At 55.2% G+C, this 23,675-nt stretch carries 21 protein-coding genes; 13 read left to right on the forward strand and 8 right to left on the reverse strand.

What is annotated here, in order from left to right; translation table 11 throughout:
* The first annotated feature begins 196 nt into the window (after positions 1-196).
* The 5 genes from WG891_RS11300 to cmoB all read left to right on the forward strand — a co-directional run bounded on the left by WG891_RS11300 (position 197) and on the right by cmoB (position 4,015).
* Positions 197-769 (forward strand): hydrolase, encoded by a 573-nt coding sequence (locus WG891_RS11300; RefSeq protein ID WP_337262303.1) that lies wholly within the window; start codon positions 197-199, stop codon positions 767-769.
* A gap of 66 nt (positions 770-835) precedes the next feature.
* A complete protein-coding gene (locus WG891_RS11305; RefSeq protein WP_337262302.1) occupies positions 836-1,651 on the forward strand; it encodes a DUF72 domain-containing protein in 816 nt (271 codons plus the stop codon).
* A 153-nt stretch (positions 1,652-1,804) separates the two neighbouring features.
* Positions 1,805-2,200, forward strand: a complete 396-nt coding sequence (locus WG891_RS11310; RefSeq protein WP_337262301.1) for an MAPEG family protein — start codon at positions 1,805-1,807, stop codon at positions 2,198-2,200.
* Positions 2,201-2,303: 103 nt separating this feature from the next.
* Positions 2,304-3,047, forward strand: a complete 744-nt coding sequence (gene cmoA, locus WG891_RS11315) for a carboxy-S-adenosyl-L-methionine synthase CmoA (protein ID WP_337262300.1) — start codon at positions 2,304-2,306, stop codon at positions 3,045-3,047.
* A complete protein-coding gene (gene cmoB, locus WG891_RS11320) occupies positions 3,044-4,015 on the forward strand; it encodes a tRNA 5-methoxyuridine(34)/uridine 5-oxyacetic acid(34) synthase CmoB (RefSeq protein ID WP_156293623.1) in 972 nt (323 codons plus the stop codon). The genes cmoA and cmoB overlap by 4 nt, the downstream gene beginning before the upstream one ends.
* A gap of 42 nt (positions 4,016-4,057) precedes the next feature.
* On the opposite strand, the gene WG891_RS11325 is transcribed toward cmoB, so the two are convergent.
* Complete coding sequence (locus WG891_RS11325; RefSeq protein ID WP_443006105.1) at positions 4,058-5,428, reverse strand: MFS transporter; 1,371 nt, start codon at positions 5,426-5,428, stop codon at positions 4,058-4,060.
* A gap of 523 nt (positions 5,429-5,951) precedes the next feature.
* Between WG891_RS11325 and WG891_RS11330 the strand changes: the two genes are divergently transcribed.
* Positions 5,952-6,839, forward strand: coding sequence for a shikimate dehydrogenase (locus tag WG891_RS11330; RefSeq protein WP_337262298.1), 888 nt, complete (start codon positions 5,952-5,954; stop codon positions 6,837-6,839).
* A gap of 7 nt (positions 6,840-6,846) precedes the next feature.
* On the opposite strand, the gene WG891_RS11335 is transcribed toward WG891_RS11330, so the two are convergent.
* Entirely contained in the window at positions 6,847-8,709 is a 1,863-nt protein-coding gene (locus WG891_RS11335; protein WP_337262297.1) for a bifunctional sugar phosphate isomerase/epimerase/4-hydroxyphenylpyruvate dioxygenase family protein, read from the reverse strand.
* Between the two features lie 214 nt (positions 8,710-8,923).
* Between WG891_RS11335 and WG891_RS11340 the strand changes: the two genes are divergently transcribed.
* The 4 genes from WG891_RS11340 (at position 8,924) to pcaQ (ending at position 12,085) form a co-directional block, all read left to right on the forward strand.
* Positions 8,924-9,571, forward strand: a complete 648-nt coding sequence (locus WG891_RS11340) for a TetR family transcriptional regulator (protein ID WP_076940302.1) — start codon at positions 8,924-8,926, stop codon at positions 9,569-9,571.
* Between the two features lie 151 nt (positions 9,572-9,722).
* Positions 9,723-10,445, forward strand: coding sequence for a protocatechuate 3,4-dioxygenase subunit beta (gene pcaH / locus WG891_RS11345; RefSeq protein WP_076940303.1), 723 nt, complete (start codon positions 9,723-9,725; stop codon positions 10,443-10,445).
* Positions 10,445-11,071 carry a protocatechuate 3,4-dioxygenase subunit alpha gene (gene pcaG, locus WG891_RS11350; protein WP_443006086.1) on the forward strand — a complete coding sequence of 209 codons (627 nt, stop codon included), beginning with the start codon at positions 10,445-10,447 and terminating at the stop codon, positions 11,069-11,071. Before pcaH ends, pcaG begins: the two co-directional genes overlap by 1 nt.
* 81 nt (positions 11,072-11,152) lie before the next feature.
* Positions 11,153-12,085, forward strand: coding sequence for a pca operon transcription factor PcaQ (gene pcaQ / locus WG891_RS11355; protein WP_337262441.1), 933 nt, complete (start codon positions 11,153-11,155; stop codon positions 12,083-12,085).
* A gap of 4 nt (positions 12,086-12,089) precedes the next feature.
* Here the strand turns inward: pcaQ and pcaC are convergent, their stop codons facing one another.
* Together pcaC and WG891_RS11365 are read right to left on the reverse strand one after the other, a co-directional pair.
* Entirely contained in the window at positions 12,090-12,479 is a 390-nt protein-coding gene (gene pcaC, locus WG891_RS11360) for a 4-carboxymuconolactone decarboxylase (protein WP_337262296.1), read from the reverse strand.
* Positions 12,476-13,849: a 3-carboxy-cis,cis-muconate cycloisomerase gene (locus WG891_RS11365; protein ID WP_337262440.1), complete on the reverse strand. Its 1,374-nt coding sequence runs from the start codon at positions 13,847-13,849 to the stop codon at positions 12,476-12,478. The genes pcaC and WG891_RS11365 overlap by 4 nt, the downstream gene beginning before the upstream one ends.
* Positions 13,850-14,090: 241 nt before the next feature.
* On the opposite strand from WG891_RS11365, the gene WG891_RS11370 reads away from it, so the two are divergent.
* Complete coding sequence (locus WG891_RS11370; RefSeq protein ID WP_156293618.1) at positions 14,091-14,924, forward strand: IclR family transcriptional regulator domain-containing protein; 834 nt, start codon at positions 14,091-14,093, stop codon at positions 14,922-14,924.
* 43 nt (positions 14,925-14,967) lie between these two features.
* On the opposite strand, the gene WG891_RS11375 is transcribed toward WG891_RS11370, so the two are convergent.
* The 3 genes from WG891_RS11375 to cutC form a co-directional block, all read right to left on the reverse strand.
* The gene (locus tag WG891_RS11375; RefSeq protein WP_337262295.1) at positions 14,968-16,143 is read right to left on the reverse strand and encodes a 4-hydroxybenzoate 3-monooxygenase; all 1,176 of its coding nucleotides are present in this window, start codon (positions 16,141-16,143) and stop codon (positions 14,968-14,970) included.
* 10 nt (positions 16,144-16,153) lie between these two features.
* Entirely contained in the window at positions 16,154-17,509 is a 1,356-nt protein-coding gene (locus WG891_RS11380; RefSeq protein ID WP_337262294.1) for an MFS transporter, read from the reverse strand.
* A gap of 885 nt (positions 17,510-18,394) precedes the next feature.
* On the reverse strand, positions 18,395-19,153 hold the full coding sequence (cutC, locus tag WG891_RS11385; protein ID WP_337262293.1) for a copper homeostasis protein CutC: 759 nt from the start codon (positions 19,151-19,153) through the stop codon (positions 18,395-18,397).
* Positions 19,154-19,270: 117 nt separating this feature from the next.
* Between cutC and WG891_RS11390 the strand changes: the two genes are divergently transcribed.
* Positions 19,271-20,422 carry a MalY/PatB family protein gene (locus WG891_RS11390; protein WP_337262292.1) on the forward strand — a complete coding sequence of 384 codons (1,152 nt, stop codon included), beginning with the start codon at positions 19,271-19,273 and terminating at the stop codon, positions 20,420-20,422.
* Here the strand turns inward: WG891_RS11390 and WG891_RS11395 are convergent.
* Positions 20,419-20,982 (reverse strand): VOC family protein, encoded by a 564-nt coding sequence (locus WG891_RS11395; protein ID WP_337262291.1) that lies wholly within the window; start codon positions 20,980-20,982, stop codon positions 20,419-20,421. The two genes, WG891_RS11390 and WG891_RS11395, sit on opposite strands and share 4 nt — an antisense overlap.
* A 770-nt stretch (positions 20,983-21,752) precedes the next feature.
* On the opposite strand from WG891_RS11395, the gene argS reads away from it, so the two are divergent.
* Complete coding sequence (gene argS / locus WG891_RS11400; RefSeq protein ID WP_156293615.1) at positions 21,753-23,483, forward strand: arginine--tRNA ligase; 1,731 nt, start codon at positions 21,753-21,755, stop codon at positions 23,481-23,483.
* Positions 23,484-23,675 lie beyond the last annotated feature (192 nt).

Genomic DNA, 23,675 nt, shown 5'->3' on the forward strand with positions numbered 1-23,675 from the left:
TCATGCGCCAGATAAGTGCGAACACCGCATTGTTGCAACGCAAAATTCGCTCTCTTTACCCAGGGCAACACATTAGTTAACAAATTTTCCATTAACTCGGCACCGTTTTTTCACGTAGCCTCACACACGGCCTGCTGCCCAGTCATGCACGCATGTACCTGCCAGCACAAATTTCATCCACTATGAGACGGACCCCATGTTGAAACTTGATCCCCAATCCACCGCGTTAGTACTTATCGATCTGCAAGATGGCATTCTGCCCTTCGCCGTAGGCCCGCACAGTGCCAACCAGGTGGTCACCCACGCGGCCCACCTGGCGGGCCGCTTCCGTGCCTTGGGGGCGCCGGTGTTCCTGGTGCGCGTCGGCTGGTCAGACTCATTTGCCGAAGCGCTGAAACAGCCGGTAGACAAACCCTCTCCGGCACCGGTCGGCGGCCTGCCGGATTCCTGGTGGCAATTCCCACAAGAATTGGCGGTCAGTGATAGCGATATCCTGATCACCAAGCGCCAATGGGGCGCGTTTTACGGCACCGATCTCGATCTGCAACTGCGCCGCCGCGGTATCCAGTCGATCGTGCTAGGCGGCATTGCCACCAACATCGGCGTGGAATCCACCGCCCGCAACGCCTGGGAACATGGCTATGAGCTGGTGATCGCCGAAGATATGTGCAGCACCTACAGCGCCGAGATGCACCAGTTTGCTTTCGACAACATCTTCCCACGCATTGCCCGCGTGCGCAGCACCAGCGAGATCCTGGCAGCGCTGTAACGCAGTCTGAAAATCTGCTAGGTTGTGGTTTGGCAAACGAGGGTATACCAGGAAGACAACAGATTGATGTATATCGGATTACCACAGTGGCAACACTCAGCCTGGAACCGTATCGGGCTGCGCGATCTGGCAGATTACAGCCGTTATTTTAACTGCGTGGAAGGCAATACCACCTTCTACGCGTTACCGAAGCTGGAAATAGTCCATCGCTGGCGCGACATGACCAGCGATGATTTCCGCTTTTGTTTCAAGTTTCCATCCGATATCAGCCATAAAGCCGCGCTGCGCCACTGTTCAAGCGAAATCCAGGCGTTTTATGATTGCCTGAGCCCGATCCATTCACGCATCGGGCAGCTCTGGTTACAACTGCCCGCCGCTTTCAGCCCGCAACACCTGCCCATCCTGTGGCAGTTTTTCGACGCCCTGCCAAAAGCCTTTACCTACGGCGTAGAAGTGCGCCATCCGGCGTTTTTCGCCAAAGGTGAGGACGAACTCTTGCTCAACCAAGGGTTACATCAGCGCGGCATCAATCGGGTAATTCTTGATAGCCGTCCAGTGCATAACGCCAAACCCAACACCGCCGCCGTTCGTGACGCCCAGCAGAAAAAGCCCAAACTGCCGGTACACGCGATCGTCACTGCCAACCATCCGCTGGTGCGCTTTATCGGCGGGGATGTGCTGGAAGACAACTTGCGCTGGTTTGCCCCATGGCAGCAGAAACTTCCGCTTTGGCAGCAACAGCATCAGCCTTATCTGTTCATTCATACGCCAGATAACGGCGACTCGCCGCAGCAGGCACAAAAAATCTGGCAGCAATTACGCCAGACTATTCCGAATTTACCCGCACCGCCAGACTGGCCTGAACAGAATGCGCTGTTCTAACCCGTTATATAAGCGGTAGAATTCGAGCAGCAAGCCAACCTCTGCGCCTGCCACGCGATGTATGATGAACATATTGGTTTTTTCCTCGCGACACTGCCCATAATGGCAGTTATCATGCTTATGGCCTGATTTAGTTAGGAAATGGAGTTAAAAATGGTAAGCGCGCTTTATGTGGTGCTCGGCGCATTGTTGTTGATCAAACTCTCTTATGACGTAGTTAGATTGAGGATGCAGTACCGTGTTGCCTACGGCGACGGCGGATTCTACGAACTGCAAACCGCGATCCGCGTACATGGCAATGCGGTTGAATACATCCCTATTGCCACCGTCCTGCTGGTCATCATGGAGATGAACGGGGCCGAAGTCTGGATGATTCATTTGTGCGGTCTGCTGCTGATGGCAGGCAGGCTGGTTCACTATTATGGCTTGCGCAATCGCGAGGTCAGTTGGCGCCGTTCGGGAATGGCAGCCACCTATATCTCGTTAATCCTGATGGTTATCGCCAATATCGTCTATCTGCCCTGGGATCTGGTTTTCAGCCTGCATTGATTCCCCGTAGCACCGCTACAGTTTGAAAGACGACGGGTATGCATTATTTCCCGTCTTTTTCTGCTAGTATACGCGCCTTCGAATTCTGACCTGATTTGCCGCTATGCCAAACCGCGATACCCTTTTCTCCGCACCGATCGCCAAACTGGGCGACTGGACCTTCGACGAACGCGTCGCTGAAGTCTTTCCTGACATGATCCAGCGCTCCGTTCCCGGTTATTCCAATATCATCTCCATGATTGGCATGCTGGCCGAACGTTTTGTCCAGCCGGGCAGCCAGGTGTATGACCTTGGCTGTTCACTGGGGGCGGCCACGCTGTCGATGCGGCGGAACATCAACGTGGCTGGCTGCAAGATTATCGCCGTCGATAACTCCCCCGCCATGGTTGAACGCTGCCGCCGCCATATCGACGCCTTCCGCGCCGATACGCCGGTCGAAGTCATTGAAGCGGATATCCTGGATATCAACATTGAAAATGCGTCGATGGTAGTGCTCAACTTTACTTTGCAATTCCTTGAGCCTGCCGATCGCCTGCGTCTGCTGCAGCAAGTGTATCGTGGGCTGCGGCCCGGCGGTGCGCTGGTGCTGTCGGAAAAATTCAGCTTTGAAGACAGCAACGTGGGCGAACTGCTGTTCAACATGCACCATGATTTCAAGCGCGCCAACGGCTACAGCGAACTGGAAATCAGCCAAAAGCGCAGCATGCTGGAGAACGTGATGCTGACAGACTCAGTGGAAGCCCATAAAGCCCGGCTGCAACAGGCAGGGTTTGAACACGCCGAGGTCTGGTTCCAATGTTTTAACTTTGGTTCGCTGATTGCCCTGAAATCAGGAGAAACAGCATGATTGAGTTTGGCGATTTTTATCAACGCATTGCCAAAGGGCCACTCAGCCACTGGCTGGATACCCTGCCCGCGCAGATCAGCGCCTGGCAGCGTGAGTCACTGCATGGCAAGTTCAAACAGTGGTTCAACTCGGTGGAACATCTGCCTGAACTGACCCCAACGCACCTCGATCTGCTGCACGGCGTGCGCGCCGACATGGAACAGCCGCTGTCGCCTGGTCAGTTGGAAGGCATCGAGAAAATGCTGCGTACCCTGATGCCATGGCGCAAAGGGCCATTTTCCCTGTATGGCATCAATATCGATACCGAATGGCACTCCGACTGGAAATGGGATCGCGTGCTGCCGCACATTTCTCCGCTGGCCGGCCGCACCATTCTCGACGTCGGCTGCGGCAGTGGTTATCACCTGTGGCGGATGGTCGGCGAAGGGGCCCATCTGGCGGTGGGTATCGACCCAATGCAGTTATTTCTCTGCCAGTTTGAAGCGGTGCGCAAACTGCTGGGTGGCGATCAACGCGCACATGTGCTGCCACTCGGCATTGAACAGTTGCCGGAACTGGCGGCGTTCGACACCGTATTCTCGATGGGCGTGCTGTATCACCGCCGTTCGCCGCTGGATCATCTGTATCAGTTGAAAAATCAGCTGGTCGCCGAAGGGGAATTGGTGCTGGAAACGCTGGTGGTAGAGGGCGATCGCCATCAGGTGCTGGTACCGGGCGATCGCTATGCGCAGATGCGTAACGTTTACTTTATCCCTTCCGCAGAAGCGCTGAAATGCTGGCTGGAAAAATGCGGTTTTGTCGACGTCAAGATTGCTGATATTGGTGTCACTAGCCTTGAAGAGCAGCGCCGCACTGACTGGATGACCAGTGAGTCGCTGGCTGAGTTCCTGGATCCGCACGATCGCAGCAAAACCATTGAAGGCTACCCGGCACCGCTGCGCGCGGTATTCACCGCGAAAAAACCCTGAATCACGGCAGCACAGACGCAATGCCTGTGCTGCTTGCTTGCCTCAGACTACCGTTGACTGCTGCACCCTCTCTTCCTGAACCGTAACCGGCTGCCGCTGGTATCCCCAGATCCCCTTAGCGAAAATGGTGCAGGCGGTGATCACCGCCGGGATCGCAATAATGGCAAACACCTGGGTAAACTCCCACCCCAACGCCAGCATCTGCGCTCCGGCAAAGGCGCTCAGAATAGCGCCGGTGCGGCCAATACCGTGCATCCAACTGGAGCCGGTAGCGCGGGCTTCGGTGGGGTAATAGCCAGCAGAAAGTGCGTTCATACCCGTATTAGCACCGTTGAGGCAGAAACCGCAGCCGAAAGCCAGCAGCCCCAGCAAGATTTCACTGTGTGCCGCCAAGCCAATCGACAGCGTAAAGGCCGCGCCCACCAGATAAATCCCCCCCAGCGCCCGATGCGGGTTGACCCTGTCCATCATCCAACCGGCAAACAAGGAGCCAAAAGTGCCACCCGCCTGGTACAACGCGGTGATCACCGCAGCTTGAGCAACGCTAAGGCCGATCTCTTTCACCAGCGTCGGTAACCAACTGCCCAGCAGATAGACCAGAAACAGCGCCATAAAATAGCCAATCCACAGCATAACGCTACCGAAACGGTAATCACGCGACACCACAATCCGCACCGCCCCTTTGCCTTCACCCACCAACGGTGGCAGCGTGAAACGGGTGTCCGGGCGGGTGCTGCCCGGTGCCAGTTTTTCAACAATCTTGCCGATGCGCTGCGCGCTGGCGCGCTTGGTGACCAGAAAACGCACCGACTCCGGCAGTTTCAGCAACAACAGTGGCACACTGAGCAACGGCAGGATCCCGCCTAACAGCAGCAGAGAGTGCCAGCCGAAACGCGGGATCAGCCAAGAGGCGGCAAATCCCCCGATCGCAGCACCAAAGGTAAAGCCGCAGAACACCACGGTAATCAGGAACGAACGTTTTTTCTCCGGTGCATATTCTGAGATCAGCGTGCCGACATTCGGCATCGCAGCGCCCATCCCCAGCCCGGTCATAAAACGGAACAATATCATCTGGTCGATATTCTGCGAAAAGGCGGTAATAATGGTCCAAAAGCCGAAGAAAAATACGCTGTTGATGATAATCACCCGGCGGCCCAGGCGATCCGCCAGCGGGCCAGAGAGCAGCGCCCCCAAGGTTAACCCCACCAGCGCAGCGCTGATCACCCAACCCAATTGATGGTTAGCCACGCCCCACTGCACTTTCAGCTCTGGCGCAATAAACCCCATCAGCGTGATATCGAAGCCATCCAGGGCAATCACAATGAACCCCAGGCAGATAATCAGCTTTTGAAAACGCCCCAGGGGACGCTGGTTAATCAATTCCCTCACATCTATCTCGTTTGCAGCCACAATATTTCCCTCCGTACATTCGGCTATGCCACAAGCGTTTTTCGTCATCAACACGCTGTAATCGGTCTTTGCGTCGTTGAGTTATACGCCTGCGGCCGATGGCGACAGCAACGGTAAATTGGGCGATTATCGCCCAATAATTCGTATATCGTACTTAGAATGTAAGAATTCACACGGGTGCCAGCAATGGGGTGATGCGATAATTTGGGCGGTTATCGAACTGTTTGGTACATTTTAACCTTACTGATTTGATGTGGTTCACGGTTAAAAATAAACTCAATTAATTGAAATAAAACACATTAATTCACCTAAGGTGCTCTGTTTATTGCCAGCGTCAAAGGTGAAAATATTGTTGCGAATATGTGAAGTTCATCATATCCCGCGGGTTTCCGCTCAGCCGGTGCCCCTTTATCACCTTTGACAACTGTCACAAATCACATCCCTCATGTTTACATAAAGAACCATATGGTTCATTTTATCATAACACGGGCAATCTGCCCCAACCTTGAAACCACCGGAGTTCATCATGAATGCCAACGCCCCACTTGCAGCATCGCGTCCAGCGCTTTATCTGCTGGCTTTGCTAGGCAAAGATATCCAAGGCTCGCTGTCTCCCCAGTTGTACGAGCACGAAGCTCGCCGCCAAGGTCTACGTTGCAGCTACCAGTTACTGGACTTTGCCCAACGTGGTTGGGAGGCGGAGGCCCTGCCGGATGTGTTACGCAGCTTGGAAACCCTCGGCTTTACCGGTTGCAACGTGACCCACCCGTTCAAACAGCACATCATCCCTTATCTGGATCAGCTCTCGCCGCAGGCTAGCGCTATTGGCGCGGTCAACACCGTCCTGTTTCGCCACGGCCAGCGCATCGGCCACAATACCGACTGCCCCGGTTTTATCAGCCACTTCCGCCGTAATTTACCCGGGGTGAATATTGAACGCGTGTTGCAGATCGGCGCGGGGGGGGCAGGCAGTGCCAGCGCCTACGGCCTGTTGGAGTATGGCGTCAAGCATCTGGCCCTGTACGATCGCGATACGGCGCGCAGTGAAGCGCTGTACCAGCAGTTGCTGCTGCACTTCGGTTCCGATCGCATCAGCATCACCCACCATCCGCAGCAGGCATTAGCCAACAGCAACGGCCTGGTGCAGGCAACGCCGATCGGCATGAGCGGCCACCCCGGTATCCCCATCAATATTGACTGGCTCACGCCGCAGCACTGGGTGGCCGATGTAATTTACGTTCCCCGGGAAACGGAGCTGGTCCTGCGCGCACGCGCCAAAGGCTGCCAGGCAATTGGCGGTGACGGCATGGTGGTATTCCAAGCCGCCCAAGCGTTCGAGCTTTACACCGGCCTGCCAGCGGATCGCGAACATATGCTAGCGATTTTTCAACAGGCCTGCGTCACCCCGGCATAAGCCGGGGCTACCCTTGGCGCATCGCTGCCAGGCGGGCTGCGCCATTGGCTGCCCCGTACTGACTATAGCCACCACGCCTTTCCAGCAGTTCAAAGAAGAAACACCCACCGGTGAACGGCTGAGTGTAAACATGCAGCAGTTCGCCCCCCGCCGGATCGCGATCGTAAAGAATATGGTGCTGCCGCAACCGAGCAACGAACTCCGCATCCAGGCTAAAACGGGTTGCCAGATCGTCGTAGTAGTTATCGGAGATGCTCAGCAGCGCCACGCCATTTTGCCTGGCGGCAGCCACCGCCTGAAAAATATCGGCCGTGGAGAATGCTACATGCTGCAACCCGCTGCCGTGATAAGCCTCCACGGTACGCGCACTGAGCGTGCCCAGGCTTTGTGAAGCGTTCAGCGGTAAGCGAATGCCGTTGCAGAGGGTGTGCAGCGCTTTGCTGCGTACCAGGCCGTAAGGATCGGGCAGCAACTGTTCACTCTCCGCCTGCATCCCCAATACACTGCGCAGAAACATCACCCAGTTTTCCAGCGCCCCTGCGGGCACCGCCAAGGCCAAGTTATCGATCCCCTCCAACCGTGGCCCTGCGTTGGCCGCTGCAGGTTGCAAGTGAAAATCATCCTGGTACACCTCGCTGGTCTGCGCGCCAAACAGGTAAATCAGGCCCCCCTCCGGCGTGCAGAGCGCGGGGATTTCATGCTCATTCGGGCCAACCTGCCCCTGATAAGACGGATAAGCAAAGTCTCTGGCGCGCCGTAACAAAGCCTGTGGACGATCGCTACGGCAGGCCAGCGCGCACAGCGAAGCGCCGTGCTGCTCATGGTAGCCCGCGGCAAAAGAGTCTGGCTGCTGGTTAAGCACCACGCGAACTCCGCCATTCTGGTAAAGCGCCACGCGCTTGGAGCGATGAACGCCAGCGTGACTGAACCCCAATTGCCCAAGCCAGCGCGCCAGTTCGTCTGCTTCTGCGCCATTAACGGCAAACTCTAAGAATTCGATCGCCTGACGCTGTGGCAGCGGCGCTGTGCTGAACAATTCAGGGTCGATTTGCCTCAACGCCGCCTGCGCCTGTTCTTCCAACAGCAAGAGCGAGCGCCAGCCGTCTTTCGCCGTTGCGCCGCTGGGTGCCGCGCGAAAACCGTCATTAAACACTTCCAACGACCAGGGGCCGCAGTACCCTTTACGAAGCAGCGCGGCGGCAAACTCCACCAGCGGTAACACCCCCTGTCCAGGGAAACAGCGGAAATGGCGGCTCCACTCAATCACTTCCATGTTCAACCACGGCGCATCCGCCAGTTGCAGAAAGGCGATCTTTTCCAGCGGAATATCATCTAATTGATCGAGTTTGTCGCCCAAAGCCAAAATATGAAAACTGTCCAATGCCAGACCCAACGCCGGGCGGTTAACCGCACGTACCCGTTCCCACGCCTGCCGATAGCGGTTAACGTGCTGCCCCCAGGCTAACGCCTCATAGGCGACGACGATCTGTTGCTGTTGTGCTAAATCAGCCAACTGGGCCAGATCCCCTACCTGCTGATCGAAGTGGGGAGAACTGTCTGGTGAGACATTGCTGCACAACAGCATGCGATCGCACCCCAGCTCATGCATCAGCGCAAACTTGCGCCGCGCGCGCTCCAGATTGCCCGCCATCAGCGATCGCGGCGCGCCTTCAAAATCACGAAACGGCTGGTACAACGTAATGGCTAACCCCAGGTCTTGCGCCCGCTGGCGTATTTCTGCCGGTTTACCCGGAAAGTAGAGCAGATCGTTTTCAAAAATTTCTACACCATCAAAGCCTGCCGCAGCAATGGCTGCCAGCTTTTCCGGTAACGTTCCGGCAATGGATACCGTCGCAATTGAACGCAGCATGAGATTCCCCTGTTGATAAACCAAATACCCTCTGGCACCGGGCAGAAGCACGGCACACCTCTTTTTGTACCAAAAGATTCATAATGTCAAACAGGTTCAAAACAGCGTTCACCACTCCTTAACAGCGATCACAAAACAACCGGAAAGCGAAGGTTGTATTGGCGCAGCCCGGCGGTTACTCTTACCCGGTGTTCTCTCAATAACCAACCTCTTGATGTTAAATCCAATCGACTCACCAAGCGGCAAACGCAAAAACGATCCCCAAGGTTTGAGACAGCGTATTTTTACCAGCGCCTTGTCTGAGTTTGCCGAGTTTGGCCTCAAAGGCGCGCGCCTGGAAAATATTGCCCAGCAGGCAGAAACCACCAAGCGCATGGTGGTCTATCACTTTCAGAACAAAGAAACCTTGTATCTGGCGGTGCTGGAATATGTCTATCAGCACATTCGCAATCACGAGTCCGCTTTGGCGTTAGCTAGCCTGCCACCCGCAGAAGCCATCGTCAGGCTGGTGGAGGAAAGCTTCAATTACCACGTAGAGCACCCCGACTTTATTCGTTTGATTTGCATGGAAAACATGATGCGCGGTCAATACATCAGCCAGTCGCCGCATATCCGCGCGCTCAACCAGAGTGCGCTGACGCTGCTGGAAGATATTCTGGCGCGTGGTAAAGCCAAACAACTGTTTAATGACGAAGTCAGCGCCCACGATGTCCACCGCCTGATCAGCAGCCTGTGTTTCCACCATGTTGCCAATCAGTACACATTCAATACGCTTTTTGAAAGTAACCAATCGCCAGAAGAACAGATTGCCCACCACCGAAAAATGGCGGTGGTCGCCACAACCCGCTATCTTGCAAGGTAAACCGCCTGCTGCCTTTGCATTATTGCAGGCCATTTACATTACTTTTTGCTATGTAAACAGCCTGTAAAATTCACTTTATTGTAACAACTCACCGCTTATACACTGCCGAGGGTCAAGCTATCCCCTTCACCTTATCCATAAGGAGCGCCCTATGAGCAGCGAGCTGTATCAACGCAATCGCGATCGCCATCCGCCGGCCTACTCACCGGAATATAAAAGCAGTGTCTTACGCTCGCCGCGTAATGCCCCCATTTCATTGCAGAATTCGCTTTCCGAAATCACCGGCCCGGTGTTTTCCAGCAGTGAACTCGGGCCGCTAGATAACGATCTGATCCTGAATTACGCCAAACAGGGTATGCCGATTGGCGAGCGGATTATCGTGCATGGCTACGTGCGCGACGAAAACGGCCAGCCCGTGCGCAATACGCTGGTTGAGGTGTGGCAGGCTAACGCCGGTGGCCGCTATCGCCACAAAAAAGATCAGTATCTGGCACCGATCGATCCCAACTTTGGCGGCTGTGGGCGCATGCTTACCGACGACAAGGGTTATTACGTTTTCCGCACCATCAAGCCCGGCCCCTACCCCTGGCGCAACCGTGTCAATGACTGGCGCCCGGCACATATCCACTTTTCCCTCTCCGGTGATGCCTTTGCACAACGCCTGATCACCCAGATGTATTTCGAAGGGGATCCGCTGATTGCCCAATGCCCAATTGTGCGTTCCATCAATAACGATGATGCCGTGCGTTCGCTGATTTCGGTACTCGATAAATCCGCGTCTGTGCAGCTCGACAGCCTGGCGTATCGCTTTGATCTGGTGCTGCGCGGGCATCGCGCCACGCTGTTTGAAAACCGCTTACAGGGGAAAGCCTAATGTTGAAAGATACCTATTTGCTGGAAACACCTTCACAAACCGCAGGCCCTTACGTACATATCGGCCTGGCCCCTCATGCCGCCGGTTTTGATATTTTCGACAACAACTTCGGCCCGGTGCTGACCAATGCCGAAACCCACGGCGAACGTATCCGTATTGAAGGCCGGGTGTTCGACGGTAGCGGTACACCGCTGCGTGACGTCCTGCTGGAAATTTGGCAGGCCAATGCCGCCGGGCGTTATCAGCACCCGCAGGATCATCAGCATGACAAAAGCCTGGACAATAACTTCCGTGGCTGGGGGCGTGCCTGCTCCGATTTCGCCAGCGGTGTTTATGCCTTTGATACCATCAAACCTGGGGCAGTGACCGGGCGCGACGGCCGGCTGATGGCGCCGCATGTCAACCTGTGGATCGTGGCACGTGGCATCAACCTAGGGCTGCATACCCGCATGTATTTCTCCGACGAGGAAGCGGCTAACCAGGCCGATCCGGTGCTCAACCTGGTCGAACAGGAAGTCCGGCGCAATACGCTGATCGGCCAAAAAAAGACCACGGCAGAGGGCACTCTCTACCAGTTTGATATCGTGCTGCAAGGAGAGAACGAAACCGTATTTTTCGATGTGTAATCCAGAGTGCGGCCAAGCCCGTTCATAACGGCAGAAAGATCGGTTACTCTGCCGTAACCTTAATGACGGAGTGGCGGCGTGATAGATAACAACAACGTTTTTACCCAGCGTATTCGTCTGCGCCATATCCACTGCTTTATCGCCGTCGCCCGGGAAGGTTTCCTGCACCGGGCGGCGGAGCGCCTGAATCTGAGTCAACCCGCACTGTCGAAAACGCTCAGCGAATTGGAGGCCCTGACCGGCGTCACCCTGTTTGAACGTGGCCGCCACGGCGCACGCCTGACGGCGCAAGGCGAGATGTTCCTGTCTCATGCGCAACGCATCATGGCGGCCCTGGCCGACGCCGGAGACGTGCTGGCGCAACAGGCCCAGGCTCTGCCGCCCCCGCTGCGGATAGGCGCTCTGCCCACCGCCGCGCTGGGGGTCTTACCGCCGGTCATCGCCCATTTTCAGCAGCTTCATCCTCATCTGCGCATTCAGGTCACCACCATGCACAACACGGCGCTGCTGGCGCAGTTACAAAACGGTGAACTGGATCTGGCGATCGGCCGCATGGCGGATCCGCAAATGATGAGCGGCCTGCTGTTTGAACTGCTGTTTCTGGAGGAGTTACAGGTTGTGGCCCAGCCCGCGCACCCGCTGCTGCGTGAAACCCTGACGCTGGAAAATGCCCTGCGCTACCCGCTGATCGTCGCCCCCAAAGGCACCGTACCGCGCCAGAATGCCGAGGCACTGCTGACCGCCAGCGGCCTTTCCCTGCCCGCCCAGCGTGTGGAAACCTTGTCACCGTCGCTGGCGCGGCGGTTAACGCTGCAATACGACTACCTGTGGTTTGTGCCTTCCGGCGCGGTGCAGGACGATCTCGCCGCCGGCAGATTGCTGCCGCTGCCATTCAGCGGGCCAGGCACCTCTGAACCGGTGGGGATCATCGTGCGTAATCAGGCGCATTCGAGCGGCGCTCTGCAAGAGTTTATCACCGCAGTGCGCCGCGAAGCCTTGGGGGAACGAGCTTAACCCTTCAGCCTGCCGCGGCATCCATTTCGGCAAACACCGCTTCTGCCAGATGAAACGCCGCGTTGGCCGCAGGTAAACCGCAGTACAGCGCACTCTGCATCAACACCTCTTTGATCTCTTCGCGGGTGACGCCGTTGTTGAACGCTGCCTTCAGGTGCATGCGCAGCTCCGCTTCACGGTTAAGGGCAATCAGCATCGCGATGGTGATCAGGCTGCGGGTATGGCGCGCCAAACCGGGACGGGTCCAGATCTCGCCCCAGGCGTAGCGGCTGATAAAGTGCTGAAACTCCTGGTTGAGCGGCGTCAGGTTGCTCAGGGTGCGGTCAACGTGGGCATTCCCCAGCACTTCGCGGCGTACCGCGATCCCTTGCTGGTAACGCTGTTCATCATTCATGATTGCTCCTCGGTGGTGAAAAGTGATTGGTGCACCGCTTTGGCACGAGCCAAGACCTGTTGGATAAATACGCTGGCGCTGCCGAGCGCATTGGCAGGATCGAGCAGTTCGGCCAGTTGTTGGCGATCGAGCCATTTCAGCACCTGCTCATCCTGTTCCAACACCGCCAGCAGCGGCAAATTTGCTGCCTGTGCGTGCTGGCAGGCCTGTTCGATATGGCGGTAGGCGTTCTGGCGCCCCATCTGTTCACCCAGCGCCATCGTCACGGCTTCAGCCAGGATCAGCCCGCCGGTCAGCGCCAGATTATCCGCCATACGGGCCGGGAAAACCTGCAGCCCGTCAATCAGCGGCACGCTGGCCGCCAGCGCCCCGGCGCTGAGCATCATCAGTTCCGGCAGGCTTTCCCATTCGGCATGCCAACCGCCCAAACCACGCTCATGTTCTTGCAGCATCGCCTGATACAGGCCGCTTACCAGCGCGGGGGCACGCATCGCCGCCGCCAGGATCACCGCGCAGGACACCGGGTTGCGCTTATGCGGCATGGTTGAAGAACCGCCGCGCCCCTCGGCCTGCGGTTCGGCAACCTCAGCAATTTCGGTCTGGCACAATAGTGAGATATCGCGCGCCAGCTTGCCCAACGTACCGGCAAGCCCCGCATACCAGCCCGCCACTTCCAGCAGGCGATCGCGCTGGCTATGCCAAGGGGTGTCGGCTTCCGTCAACTGCAAACGCTGCGCCAGCAGAGCAGACACCGCTTTGCCCTTAGCACCCAGCGAATTGAGCGTCCCGGCGGCACCGCCAAATTGCAGCACCAGCACGCGTGGCAACATCTGTTGCAAGCGTTGGCGATAACGCAGCAACGCGTCCAATGTGCCAGCCAGCTTCAGCCCTAACGTGGTGGGCAGCGCCTGTTGCATCCAGGTTCGCCCCACCATCAGCGTGGCACCATGGCGCTCAATCTGCTGCACCAGAACCGTCATCAGCTGCGTCAACAGGCGATCGGTCTGCGCTAGCGCACTGCGCAGCTGCAACACCAAGCCGGTATCGATCGCATCCTGGCTGGTGGCTCCCCAGTGCACAAAACGCGCCGCCTGCGCGTCCTGCTCGGCTACCCGCGCCGTCAGTTGGCGCACCAGCGGGATCGCCAAGTTACCCGCCTGTGCCGCCGCGGCGGCCAATGCACCAGCATCTAACAATTCGCTTTGACAACAGCGGGCGATGGTTTCTGCTGCTGAACGTGGGATCACGCCAGCTTCGGCCTGCGCCTGCGCCAGTGCTGCCTCAAAATCCAGCATCCCTTGCAAAAGCGCTGCATCGCTAAAACAGTGGTTGATCGCTGAAGGCCGCAGCAACGGCGTCAGTAATTCCATCATTTCCTGTCCTCTACTCATTCTGGGCAACGCGTTAACGTTAGCCTTGCTAACCGAACAGCGTCAAGGGCGATAATCGCTATACTGTGCGTATATCGCACAAAACGGGAACTTGATTGCGCTGTTATCAGATTCTGTGATCCGAACAGGATTTTCACACGTCAGTTTGCGGCCTGCAGCGCGCAGTGGGCGATTATCGGATAGACTGTGCGAAATTAGCCAATACCAGCAGAGATTGACCATGACTCGCCACTCCTCCCCCGATGCTGCTTCCGAAGATCACAGTTTTGTTGCTGGCAGCAGTAACGATCCGTTTAAAGGTGACCCGAATTTTATGACTTCGCTGGCGCGCGGCCTGGAGGTGATCCAAGCGTTCACGCCGCAGCGGCGGCTGATGTCGATCTCACAAATCAGTCAGAAAACCGGCATCCCGCGCGCCGCGGTGCGCCGTTGCCTGTACACGCTCACCAAATTAGGTTTTGTCTACGCGCAGGACGGCAAGAACTTTGAGCTGCGCCCGCGCATCCTGACGCTGGGCCACCCTTATCTGGCCTCGACGCCGCTGGCCAAGGCCACTCAGCCAGTGCTGAAGCACATCAGCCAGATGCTCAATGAATCCTGTTCGATCGCCACGCTGGACGGTGACGACATTCTGTATATCGCACGCGCGTCCAGCTCACGTATTATGAGTATCGATCTGGATATCGGCAGCCGCTTGCCAGCCTTTGCCACCTCGATGGGGCGCGTGCTGATCGCCCATTTGCCACCGGAAGCGCTCAATAACTACCTCAAGCGCGTCAGCCTGGTGCGCTACACCCAGCACACCATTGCCAGCGTCAGCAACCTGAAAGAAGAGCTGAAAAAGGTGCGTGCTCAAGGCTACGCCATTAACGATCAGGAATTGGAAATTGGCTTGCGTTCGATTGCCGTGCCGCTCCTGGCTGCCGACGGCAGCGTCAGCGCGGCCCTGAACGTCGGGGTGCAGGCGGGATTGGTGCCGATCGCTGAACTGACTGAGCGCATCCTGCCGGTGTTGCGTGATGGCGCTCAGGAACTGTCACTGCTGCTATCCTGACTCCATCGCCGATATCGCAGCCCTTACGGGCTGCGGTTGCTGATTAAAAAGGCAAGCCAACATAGTTTTCTGCCAGCATGGTCATGGCGCTGCGCGATTTGACCATGTATTGCAATTCAGACAGTTGCAGGCACTGCTGGAACGAACTGCTTTCCCCCTGGGTGTGCAACATGTTGGTCATCCACCAGGAGAAATGCTCCGCACGCCATACCCGCTGTAAGGCCTGTTCGCTGTATGCATCCAGATGCGACCAGTTGCCCTGGCTGTATAGGCTTTCCAGCGCCTGGGCCAGCAGGCGCACATCGGCCATGGCCAGGTTTAACCCTTTGGCGCCGGTAGGCGGCACAATGTGCGCGGCATCCCCGGCTAACAGCAGGCGTTTATAACGCATCGGTTCAGTCACAAAACTGCGCATGCCGACCACGTTTTTCTGGAAAATTTTCCCTTGCTTTAGTGACCAACCGTTGCGGTTTTCCAAGCGGGTTTCCAGTTCGTGCCAAATCCGATCGTCAGACCAATCCTCAACCTTTTCCTGCGGATCGCACTGAAAATACATGCGCTGCACCTGCGCCGAGCGCGTGCTGACCAGGGCAAAACCACGCGCATGGCGGGCATAGATCAGTTCGTCACAGGAAGGAGGCGCTTCCACCAAAATACCAAACCAGCCAAAGGGGTAGACGCGAGTATAATCCTTACGCAGCCCGCCAGGCATCGCGGCACGGCAGATACCGTGAAAGCCGTCGCAGCCAATCACAAAATCGCAGCTAATGATGTGGTCTTCATCCAGATGACGATAATGGATCTGCGGACGCGCACTTTCCAGTTGCTGCAGCGACACCTGCTCCACCTCAAACAGCAGTTGCCCCTGTGCCGCCTGACGTGCGGCAATCAGGTCTTTCAATACTTCATGTTGGGCGTAGACGGTGATTTCCCTGTCGGTCAGTTCGGTCAGGTCAATACGGTGTTGTTCCCCGTCAAATGCCAGCCGGATCCCTTGATGTTTGGCCCCTTCACGCGCCAGACGTGCCCCTAAGCCAGTCTGGTTAAGCAAGTCGACCGTTCCCTGCTCCAGCACGCCAGCACGAATGGTTGATTCCACCGCTTGCTGGCTACGCGTTTCCAACACCACCGACTCGATCCCTTGCAGATGCAACAGATGAGAAAGCATCAGCCCAGCGGGCCCGGCGCCCACGATCCCTACCTGTGTTTGTCTATGCACAACGTTCTCCTTATTGAGCCTTGTTCAGTGAGCCCAGCAACGCAGGTTTGCTGAGAGAAAAATGTTTAATCATCAATGCCAACGCGGCAACCAATGCCGGGATCGCCAGCAGGGTAAAAATCACGCTGAAAGACAGTTGCAATTGCATCAGCAATCCTCCGCTCATTGCACCAAGAATGCCGCCAAAGCGCCCAATCCCCAGCATCCAGGCCACCCCGGTGGCGCGACCGTTTGTCGGATAATAGCCAGCGGCCAATGCCGGCATGGATGACTGCGCACCGTTCATGCAGACGCCGGCAATAAACACCACGCTGCCCATCAGCACCGGGTTGCTATTAACAAAGCCGATAGCAAAGACAAACAGTGCGGTGAAGAGATAACCAACGGCCACCACCTTGTGTGGATTCATCCGATCCATCAACCAGCCGATCACTAACACTCCAATACCGCCCCCGAGTGGGAACAAGGCCGTAATCAACGAAGCCTGGCGCAGCGAGGCCCCCGTTTCACGGATCAACAGCGGCAGCCAACTGGTCAACAGATAGAAAATCATCAGCCCCATGAAATAGGTCAGGCACAGCATCAAGGTGCCACGCAGGTAATGCGGGGAAAAGATTACCCGTAACGCCGACTTCTCGGTTTTTGCCCCTTGTTCATTCAGCGTGAAACGCAGCGGTGTTACCAACTGCTGCGGCGAAATACGGCGCAGTACGGCGGCAATACGTTCGGCCGGATAGCGGTGCAACACCATAAAACGCACCGACTCTGGCAGTGCGGCGATAAGCACCAGCGCCAACAGCAGCGGAGCCACACCGCCCAGAATCAGCACGCTTTGCCAGCCAAAATGCGGGATCAGCCAGGCAGAAACGAAGCCGCCCAGCGAAGAACCCAGCGGGAAACCACAGAACATCAGGTTCACCAGCAACGCCCGGCGGCGCTCGGGGGCATATTCCGACATCAGCGTCGCGGCGTTAGGCATAGCAGCCCCTAACCCCAATCCGGTGAGGAAACGCAGCAAAGTCAGCATGGATAAGTTGGTCGCAAACGCGGTCAGCAGGCTGAATCCGCCGAAGACCAGCAGCGAGAGAATCAATACTTTGCGGCGGCCGATGCGATCTGCCAACGGCCCGGCGGTCAGTGCCCCTACGGCAAGGCCCACCAGCGCCGCGCTCATCACCGGGCCCAGTGAGGTTTTTTCAATTCCCCACTCCTGTACCAGAGAAGCGGCAATATAACCGACGATCGCCGTGTCAAAACCGTCCAGCGCAACCGTTAAAAAGCACATCCCCAGTATCAGCCATTGGTAGGTAGAGAAGCGGCTGTTATTAATCAGTGCTTGAACATCAATAGTGTTTTCTTGCGACATAGAGCGCTTCCTATGTTGGCTGAGCTACTGTGACCATAAGGGAACGCGAGGTAAATATCCTGAGAGTCCCTTCCTTAACCGTGCGATAATCGAACACAAGTTCGTCAATCGCCTTTAAAGAAAAACATCGCCGCTGAAAAGTTTCAATATTGTTAAGAAAATTACTGTGCGAACACCGAACGGAACAGGCTGGAAAATTATTTATTTTGATTAAAATCAAATAATTAAGTCATTATCACATAAAAAAACATATCAGGCTTATGTGATCTAATTAACATTTAATTAATAACACTGTTCAATGGCTATGCGCTCGGCGCTGGCCGTCTTGCTGGCAACGACATCAAAGGGGGGAAGAAAGGGATGGAAAATTGGCGTTACTCCTGAGCGGTAAAAAACCCCGTTTCACCTGAATGCAATCAATAGTTACATTAATGCAACAATTAAATCTCCATCACTCAAGAATTATTAACTAATATAAAAGTGTTGGTATCGCGCCAACACCAGTGAATACTTGATAACTTCGCCCTGAGCACCTCTACCCTGCTCAGGGCTTTTTTTGATATACCAACCGATTAAGTGCTAATAGTACCAGGCTGAACCTTTTGGCGATGTCATTGAGTTATTATTAGCTGGCGCATTGATTTTCAGATATTTCTTACTGCGTTATAGCAGCATTTGTAAACTAAACTCTAAATGTTACTCATGCTCCGCAAAATAATAATTACCTACTTTAAAACGCCTCGCCCTGGTCGATCATCCCTGAACAGGGCTTTTTTTTATCTCTTCACCGTGGATGATTATTTGATGTCGCGGGTTGGAATTAAAAAGCCCCGATAACTTATCGGGGCCAGAACATATCAGTTCAGGTACAGCGAGGCACCTATCTCATGCGCTTTTGCTCACTGGATCAACCAAGGCCAGCGCATTCTTCATTGCTTCGACCATTTCGCCATCCACGCAGTAATGACTGAACTCGTCAAACTCATTGTCGGAACACATGGTCACACCGGCCTTGCGATAACGCATGGTCGACGGCACCGTATGCCCAGAAGAGCTGTGCAACTCCTGAATACCGATATCTACAAACTTGTGCAGGTTACTCAACCGCACTCCGGCCCCCGCCATAATCACCGGCCCTTGGCTGGCCTGCAGCAGATTACGCAGCAGCGGTAATCCCAACTCGGCATTTTGCTGTTGCCCGGAGGTCAGAATGCGAGCCACGCCCAATTGCGTCAATTGCTCCAACGCAACCAGCGGGTTTTGGCACATGTCGAACGCGCGGTGGAAAGTCACCGCCATCTCACCGCTCAATTTCATCACTTCCCGCATGCGCGGCAAATCAATATGCCCTTCTTCATCCAGCATCCCGACCACCACGCCGGCAAACCCCAGGTCACGAATGTATGAGATATCATTTTTCATGATCTCGAAATCGACCGCGCTGTAGCAGAAATCACCACCGCGCGGACGTACAATCGGATGCACGGGAATATTCACCCGCTCACGGGCCAGCAGCAGCGAACCATAACTTGGCGTTAACCCACCTTCACTCTGGCTGGCGCACAGTTCAATACGATCGGCACCTGCCTGTTCAGCCGTCATCGCACAATCGACGCTATAGCAACAAACTTCCAGTTTTATCATCGTTACCCCCAGTGAACGGCTAAAAATGCTACAGCAGTTGTTCTACCTGTCGCTATAGTTACAAGATTTCTCGCGTAGGGTCGTACCCTACAACATAAGCCAGCTCAAGGGGAAACTATGGCATTCAATTTTGATCAATGGATAGACCGCAGTCACAGTGACAGCGTTAAGTGGGACAAATATCGCGATCGCAACATTATTCCCCTCTGGGTCGCCGACACAGACTTTGCGTCTCCCCCTGCGGTGATCGACGCCCTGCAGCAGCGCGTCGCCCATGGCGTGTTCGGCTACGGCCACCCATCCCCTGAGCTTGGCAAGGTTGTTACCCGGCGCATGGCAGAGCGCTATGGCTGGCACATTTTGCCCGAATGGCTGGTTTTCCTGCCGGGCCTGGTTTGCGGGCTGAATTTATGCGTACGTGCTTTTACCGCTGAAGGTCAGGCAACCCTTGCCCCTTCACCGATTTACCCTCCTTTCCGTAAAGCCGCAAAGTTTGCTGGCCGTTCACAACGGCAAATTCCGTTACGGCTCGACAAACAGCGTTGGGTACTGGATCTCGCTCGCACAGCACCGCAACTTGAGGGGAACGAGCGGTTGCTGATGCTATGCAATCCGCACAACCCTGGCGGCACGGTGTATCGGCGCGAAGAACTGCTGGCGCAGCATGAGTTCGCCCGTCGTCATGATTTGATCGTCTGTTCGGATGAAATCCACTGCGATCTGCTACTGGAGCCCGGTTTGCAGCATATTCCGTTTGCCAGCCTGAATGACGATGCGGCGCAGCGCAGTATTACTCTGATGGCACCGTCAAAAACCTTCAACATCGCCGGGTTAGGGGCTTCAATGGCCATCATCCCTAACAACCAATTGCGTTTACAGCTATGCCGGGCGCGCAGTGGCATTGTGCCGGAAGTGGACATACTGGCGCTGGTTGCCGCTCAGGCGGCCTACAGCGGCGGGCAACAGTGGCTGGATGAACAGCTGGATTATTTACGCGCCAACCGCGATTTGGTGATCGAGCGTATTAATGCCTTGCCCGGCTTGCATCTGCCCCCGGTAGAAGCAACCTACCTGGCCTGGATCGATTGCCGCGGATTGCCCGTAGACAACCCGCATGCCTTTTTCGAGCAGGCCGGTGTTGGCTTGAGCCCTGGGCTAGACTTTGGCGACCGCCGTTTTGTGCGTCTCAACTTTGGCTGCCGACGTGAACTGCTCAGAGAGGCGCTGGATCGCATGACGCAGGCGGTCAATCGTCTCAATGCCGGTTAACCCCGCTCGCTGGCGACGATGTCACGGATAGGATACGGATGGAACTTGATGGTGATATTGCCATCCGTCAGGGCCAGCGTCGGGTTCGGCAAGCGTTCCCCCTCTCCCTTTGGCGCACTCTGCTTCAGCTTGATCCCTGGCAGCAGCAGTGACTCATCCGCCAAACAGCTCAATGCTCGTGCATAGAGGGTGGCCGGATCGCCGCCCAGCACCAGTTCCACGTGCTCCCATCCTTCGTGCGGATAACGTTTTTCACCAGGATAGGGCAGCTCCACACAGTCGATGTGCCACGGGCCCACCGCCAAAGGAACGGCCAGATCAAACAAGCAAATAGGCCGACCGTTGATTACCGTTTCCGACAACAACGTCGCACACTGCAATAGCCCTTGGCGCCAGCGATCGGCGGTGCTGTTCTGGTGGCAACGCAGCGAAATATGGTCGGCGCTGAATGCTGACAAATCGAGATGCAGCTTTACTGCCAGTTGTGTCAGCGCCTGTTCAAAGCGCGGTAAATCCTGCGCCAGATCGTTAAGTTCGGTAATCGATGACAAAGAGATCATAGGTTGTTCAATTTCTCCAAATGCGGGCAACAGATAGCATAATTTACACGGCGAATGCGACACAGGCTACGACTTGCACAGTGAAAAAACTGTCTGGTTTGAGTGAATTATTCCTTTTTTTGTACAACTTTATTTTTCTGAAATTTATTAGACAGCCAAAAATGATAATATCGCTCTCAGTAAGTTATTTACCTCCAATATAACCCCCCATATGCAAAAAAAACCAAGATTAACACCCAAAACACTGTTTTAAATGACATTTAATTTAAAAAATGTTATTTCCACTCCAGGAGTTACGCAGATAATGATTATTTCATTGATTTAAATGATTAAAAAAATAAATCATAGTGAGAATTATCTTATTTGAAACGTAACTAATTGCTTACGCCGGATCATTACGATAATTTGAGCCTGTGCTAAAACATAGGTGAATAAATATGCTTCTTTTAGGTCTTTCTGTTGTTCTGATAATTATTGCGGTCTATGCAATTTATCGCCACTACAGGATATGTCAAAATAGTATGCTGCATACTAGTCGACGCAACCATCTTGGTCGCCGCAATAAACAACGTTAATTCCTTAACCTTGCATAGCGCCGCTTTTCCCCCTTTCGTTACCCTGCCCGCGTCAACTGCTGACGCGGCGCCTCTAATCAGATACAATTATGGGCTATTTTGTGGTTGGCCGGCCTTTCAGGCGCGGTAATAAGAACCACCTTTGAATCTTGAGGGCCGTGCAGCGTACGCCCCTCGTTTGCATTAAGGTAACCCGTGAATATTCAGGCTCTTCTATCAGATAAAGTCAGCCAGGCGCTGATTGCCGCAGGCGCACCTGCCGATTGCGAAGCGCAAGTTCGTCAGTCCGCGAAAGCGCAGTTTGGTGATTATCAGGCTAACGGCGTCATGTCCGTGGCGAAAAAACTCGGCATGCCGCCACGACAGCTGGCAGAGAAAGTGGTGCAACTGCTGGACCTGGGTGACATCGCCAGCAAGGTCGAGATCGCCGGCCCCGGTTTTATCAATATTTTCCTGAACGCGAACTGGGTTGCTCATCAGGCTGACCTTGTGTTGAGCGCACCCAAGCTCGGCATTGCCCCGGTTGCACCGCAGACCATTGTGATCGACTACTCTGCCCCCAACGTGGCGAAAGAGATGCACGTTGGCCACCTGCGTTCCACCATCATTGGTGATGCTGCCGCGCGTACCCAGGAATTCCTCGGCCATAAGGTGATCCGCGCCAACCACGTTGGTGACTGGGGCACCCAGTTCGGCATGCTGATCGCCTATCTGGAAAAAATGCAGAACGAGCACGCCAGCGATATGGGTCTGTCGGATCTGGAACAGTTCTATCGTGAAGCAAAGAAAAACTACGACGAAGACGAAGATTTCGCCCTGCGCGCCCGTGGCTACGTGGTGAAATTGCAAGGGGGTGATGACTACTGCCTGAAGATGTGGCGTAAGCTGGTTGACATCACCATGGCACAAAACCAGATCACCTATAACCGTCTGAACGTCACCCTGACCGAAGATGATGTGATGGGTGAAAGCCTGTACAACGCCATGCTGCCGGGCATCGTTGCCGATCTCAAAGCAAAAGGGCTGGCGGTAGAGAGCGAAGGCGCTACCGTGGTCTTCCTTGACGAATACAAGAATAAAGACGGTGACCCAATGGGCGTCATCATCCAGAAAAAAGACGGCGGCTACCTGTATACCACCACCGATATCGCCTGTGCCAAATACCGTTATGAAACGCTGGGCGCCGATCGCGTGCTGTATTACATCGACTCACGCCAGCACCAGCATCTGATGCAAGCCTGGACTATCGTGCGTAAAGCCGGCTACGTGCCAGATGCGGTGACGCTGGAACATCACATGTTCGGCATGATGCTGGGCAAAGATGGCAAGCCGTTCAAAACCCGTGCTGGTGGCACTATCAGGCTGTCTGATCTGCTGGATGAAGCCATTGAGCGGGCCAGCAAATTGATTGCTGAAAAGAACCCGGACATGTCCGCTGAAGAAATGCAGAACGTGGCTAATACCGTGGGTATCGGCGCGGTGAAATACGCCGATCTGTCAAAAAGCCGCACAACCGACTACATCTTCGACTGGGACAGCATGTTGGCCTTTGAAGGCAACACGGCCCCTTATATGCAATATGCCTATACCCGCGTGGCTTCGGTGTTCAAACGCGCCGGTATCGCTGAAAACGACCTGACTCTGCCGTTGGTGATGACCGAAGAGCGGGAAATTGCGTTGGCCACCCGCCTGCTGCAATTCGAAGAAACCCTTACCGTGGTAGCTCGTGAAGGTACACCACACGTGATGTGTACTTATCTGTACGATCTAGCCGGGTTGTTCTCCGGTTTCTACGAACATTGCCAGATCCTGAATGCCGAGAGCGAAGAAGCCCGTCAAAGCCGCCTGAAGCTGGCGCTGCTGACCGCCAAAACGCTGAAAACCGGTTTGGACACCTTAGGGATCGACACCGTCGAACGCATGTAACCCTAGAGGCAAAATGCAAAAAAGGTCGCTGTTCGTTAGCTAATGCCAGTCAGTTAAGGCTAACCAGTTCCCTCTCCCTTGGGGAGAGCAGCTGTGTTTAAAGTCAATGGGTGATGATTAATTTGTCACCCATTGCCTATTATCTCGCAGCATCGCGTTTAATATCGTTAACAGCTTTCTGATGCACGCGGT

This window comes from Serratia sp. MMO-28, from assembly GCF_037199905.1.
GTDB classification, from domain to species: Bacteria; Pseudomonadota; Gammaproteobacteria; order Enterobacterales; family Enterobacteriaceae; genus Chania; species Chania oryzae.

Bases quoted from the DNA above. Each gene is read 5' to 3' on its own strand.
- WG891_RS11300 (WP_337262303.1), top strand. From the start codon at position 197: ATGTTGAAACTTGATCCCCAATCCACCGCGTTAGTACTTATCGATCTG.
- WG891_RS11380 (WP_337262294.1), bottom strand. From the start codon at position 17,509: ATGTCGCAAGAAAACACTATTGATGTTCAAGCACTGATTAATAACAGC.
- cmoA (WP_337262300.1), top strand. From the start codon at position 2,304: ATGCCAAACCGCGATACCCTTTTCTCCGCACCGATCGCCAAACTGGGC.
- WG891_RS11335 (WP_337262297.1), bottom strand. From the start codon at position 8,709: ATGCTGCGTTCAATTGCGACGGTATCCATTGCCGGAACGTTACCGGAA.
- pcaG (WP_443006086.1), top strand. From the start codon at position 10,445: ATGTTGAAAGATACCTATTTGCTGGAAACACCTTCACAAACCGCAGGC.
- cutC (WP_337262293.1), bottom strand. From the start codon at position 19,153: ATGATAAAACTGGAAGTTTGTTGCTATAGCGTCGATTGTGCGATGACG.
- WG891_RS11330 (WP_337262298.1), top strand. From the start codon at position 5,952: ATGAATGCCAACGCCCCACTTGCAGCATCGCGTCCAGCGCTTTATCTG.
- WG891_RS11340 (WP_076940302.1), top strand. From the start codon at position 8,924: ATGTTAAATCCAATCGACTCACCAAGCGGCAAACGCAAAAACGATCCC.
- WG891_RS11395 (WP_337262291.1), bottom strand. From the start codon at position 20,982: ATGATCTCTTTGTCATCGATTACCGAACTTAACGATCTGGCGCAGGAT.
- WG891_RS11310 (WP_337262301.1), top strand. From the start codon at position 1,805: ATGGTAAGCGCGCTTTATGTGGTGCTCGGCGCATTGTTGTTGATCAAA.
- WG891_RS11370 (WP_156293618.1), top strand. From the start codon at position 14,091: ATGACTCGCCACTCCTCCCCCGATGCTGCTTCCGAAGATCACAGTTTT.
- pcaC (WP_337262296.1), bottom strand. From the start codon at position 12,479: ATGAATGATGAACAGCGTTACCAGCAAGGGATCGCGGTACGCCGCGAA.
- WG891_RS11390 (WP_337262292.1), top strand. From the start codon at position 19,271: ATGGCATTCAATTTTGATCAATGGATAGACCGCAGTCACAGTGACAGC.
- WG891_RS11365 (WP_337262440.1), bottom strand. From the start codon at position 13,849: ATGGAATTACTGACGCCGTTGCTGCGGCCTTCAGCGATCAACCACTGT.
- pcaH (WP_076940303.1), top strand. From the start codon at position 9,723: ATGAGCAGCGAGCTGTATCAACGCAATCGCGATCGCCATCCGCCGGCC.
- cmoB (WP_156293623.1), top strand. From the start codon at position 3,044: ATGATTGAGTTTGGCGATTTTTATCAACGCATTGCCAAAGGGCCACTC.
- WG891_RS11305 (WP_337262302.1), top strand. From the start codon at position 836: ATGTATATCGGATTACCACAGTGGCAACACTCAGCCTGGAACCGTATC.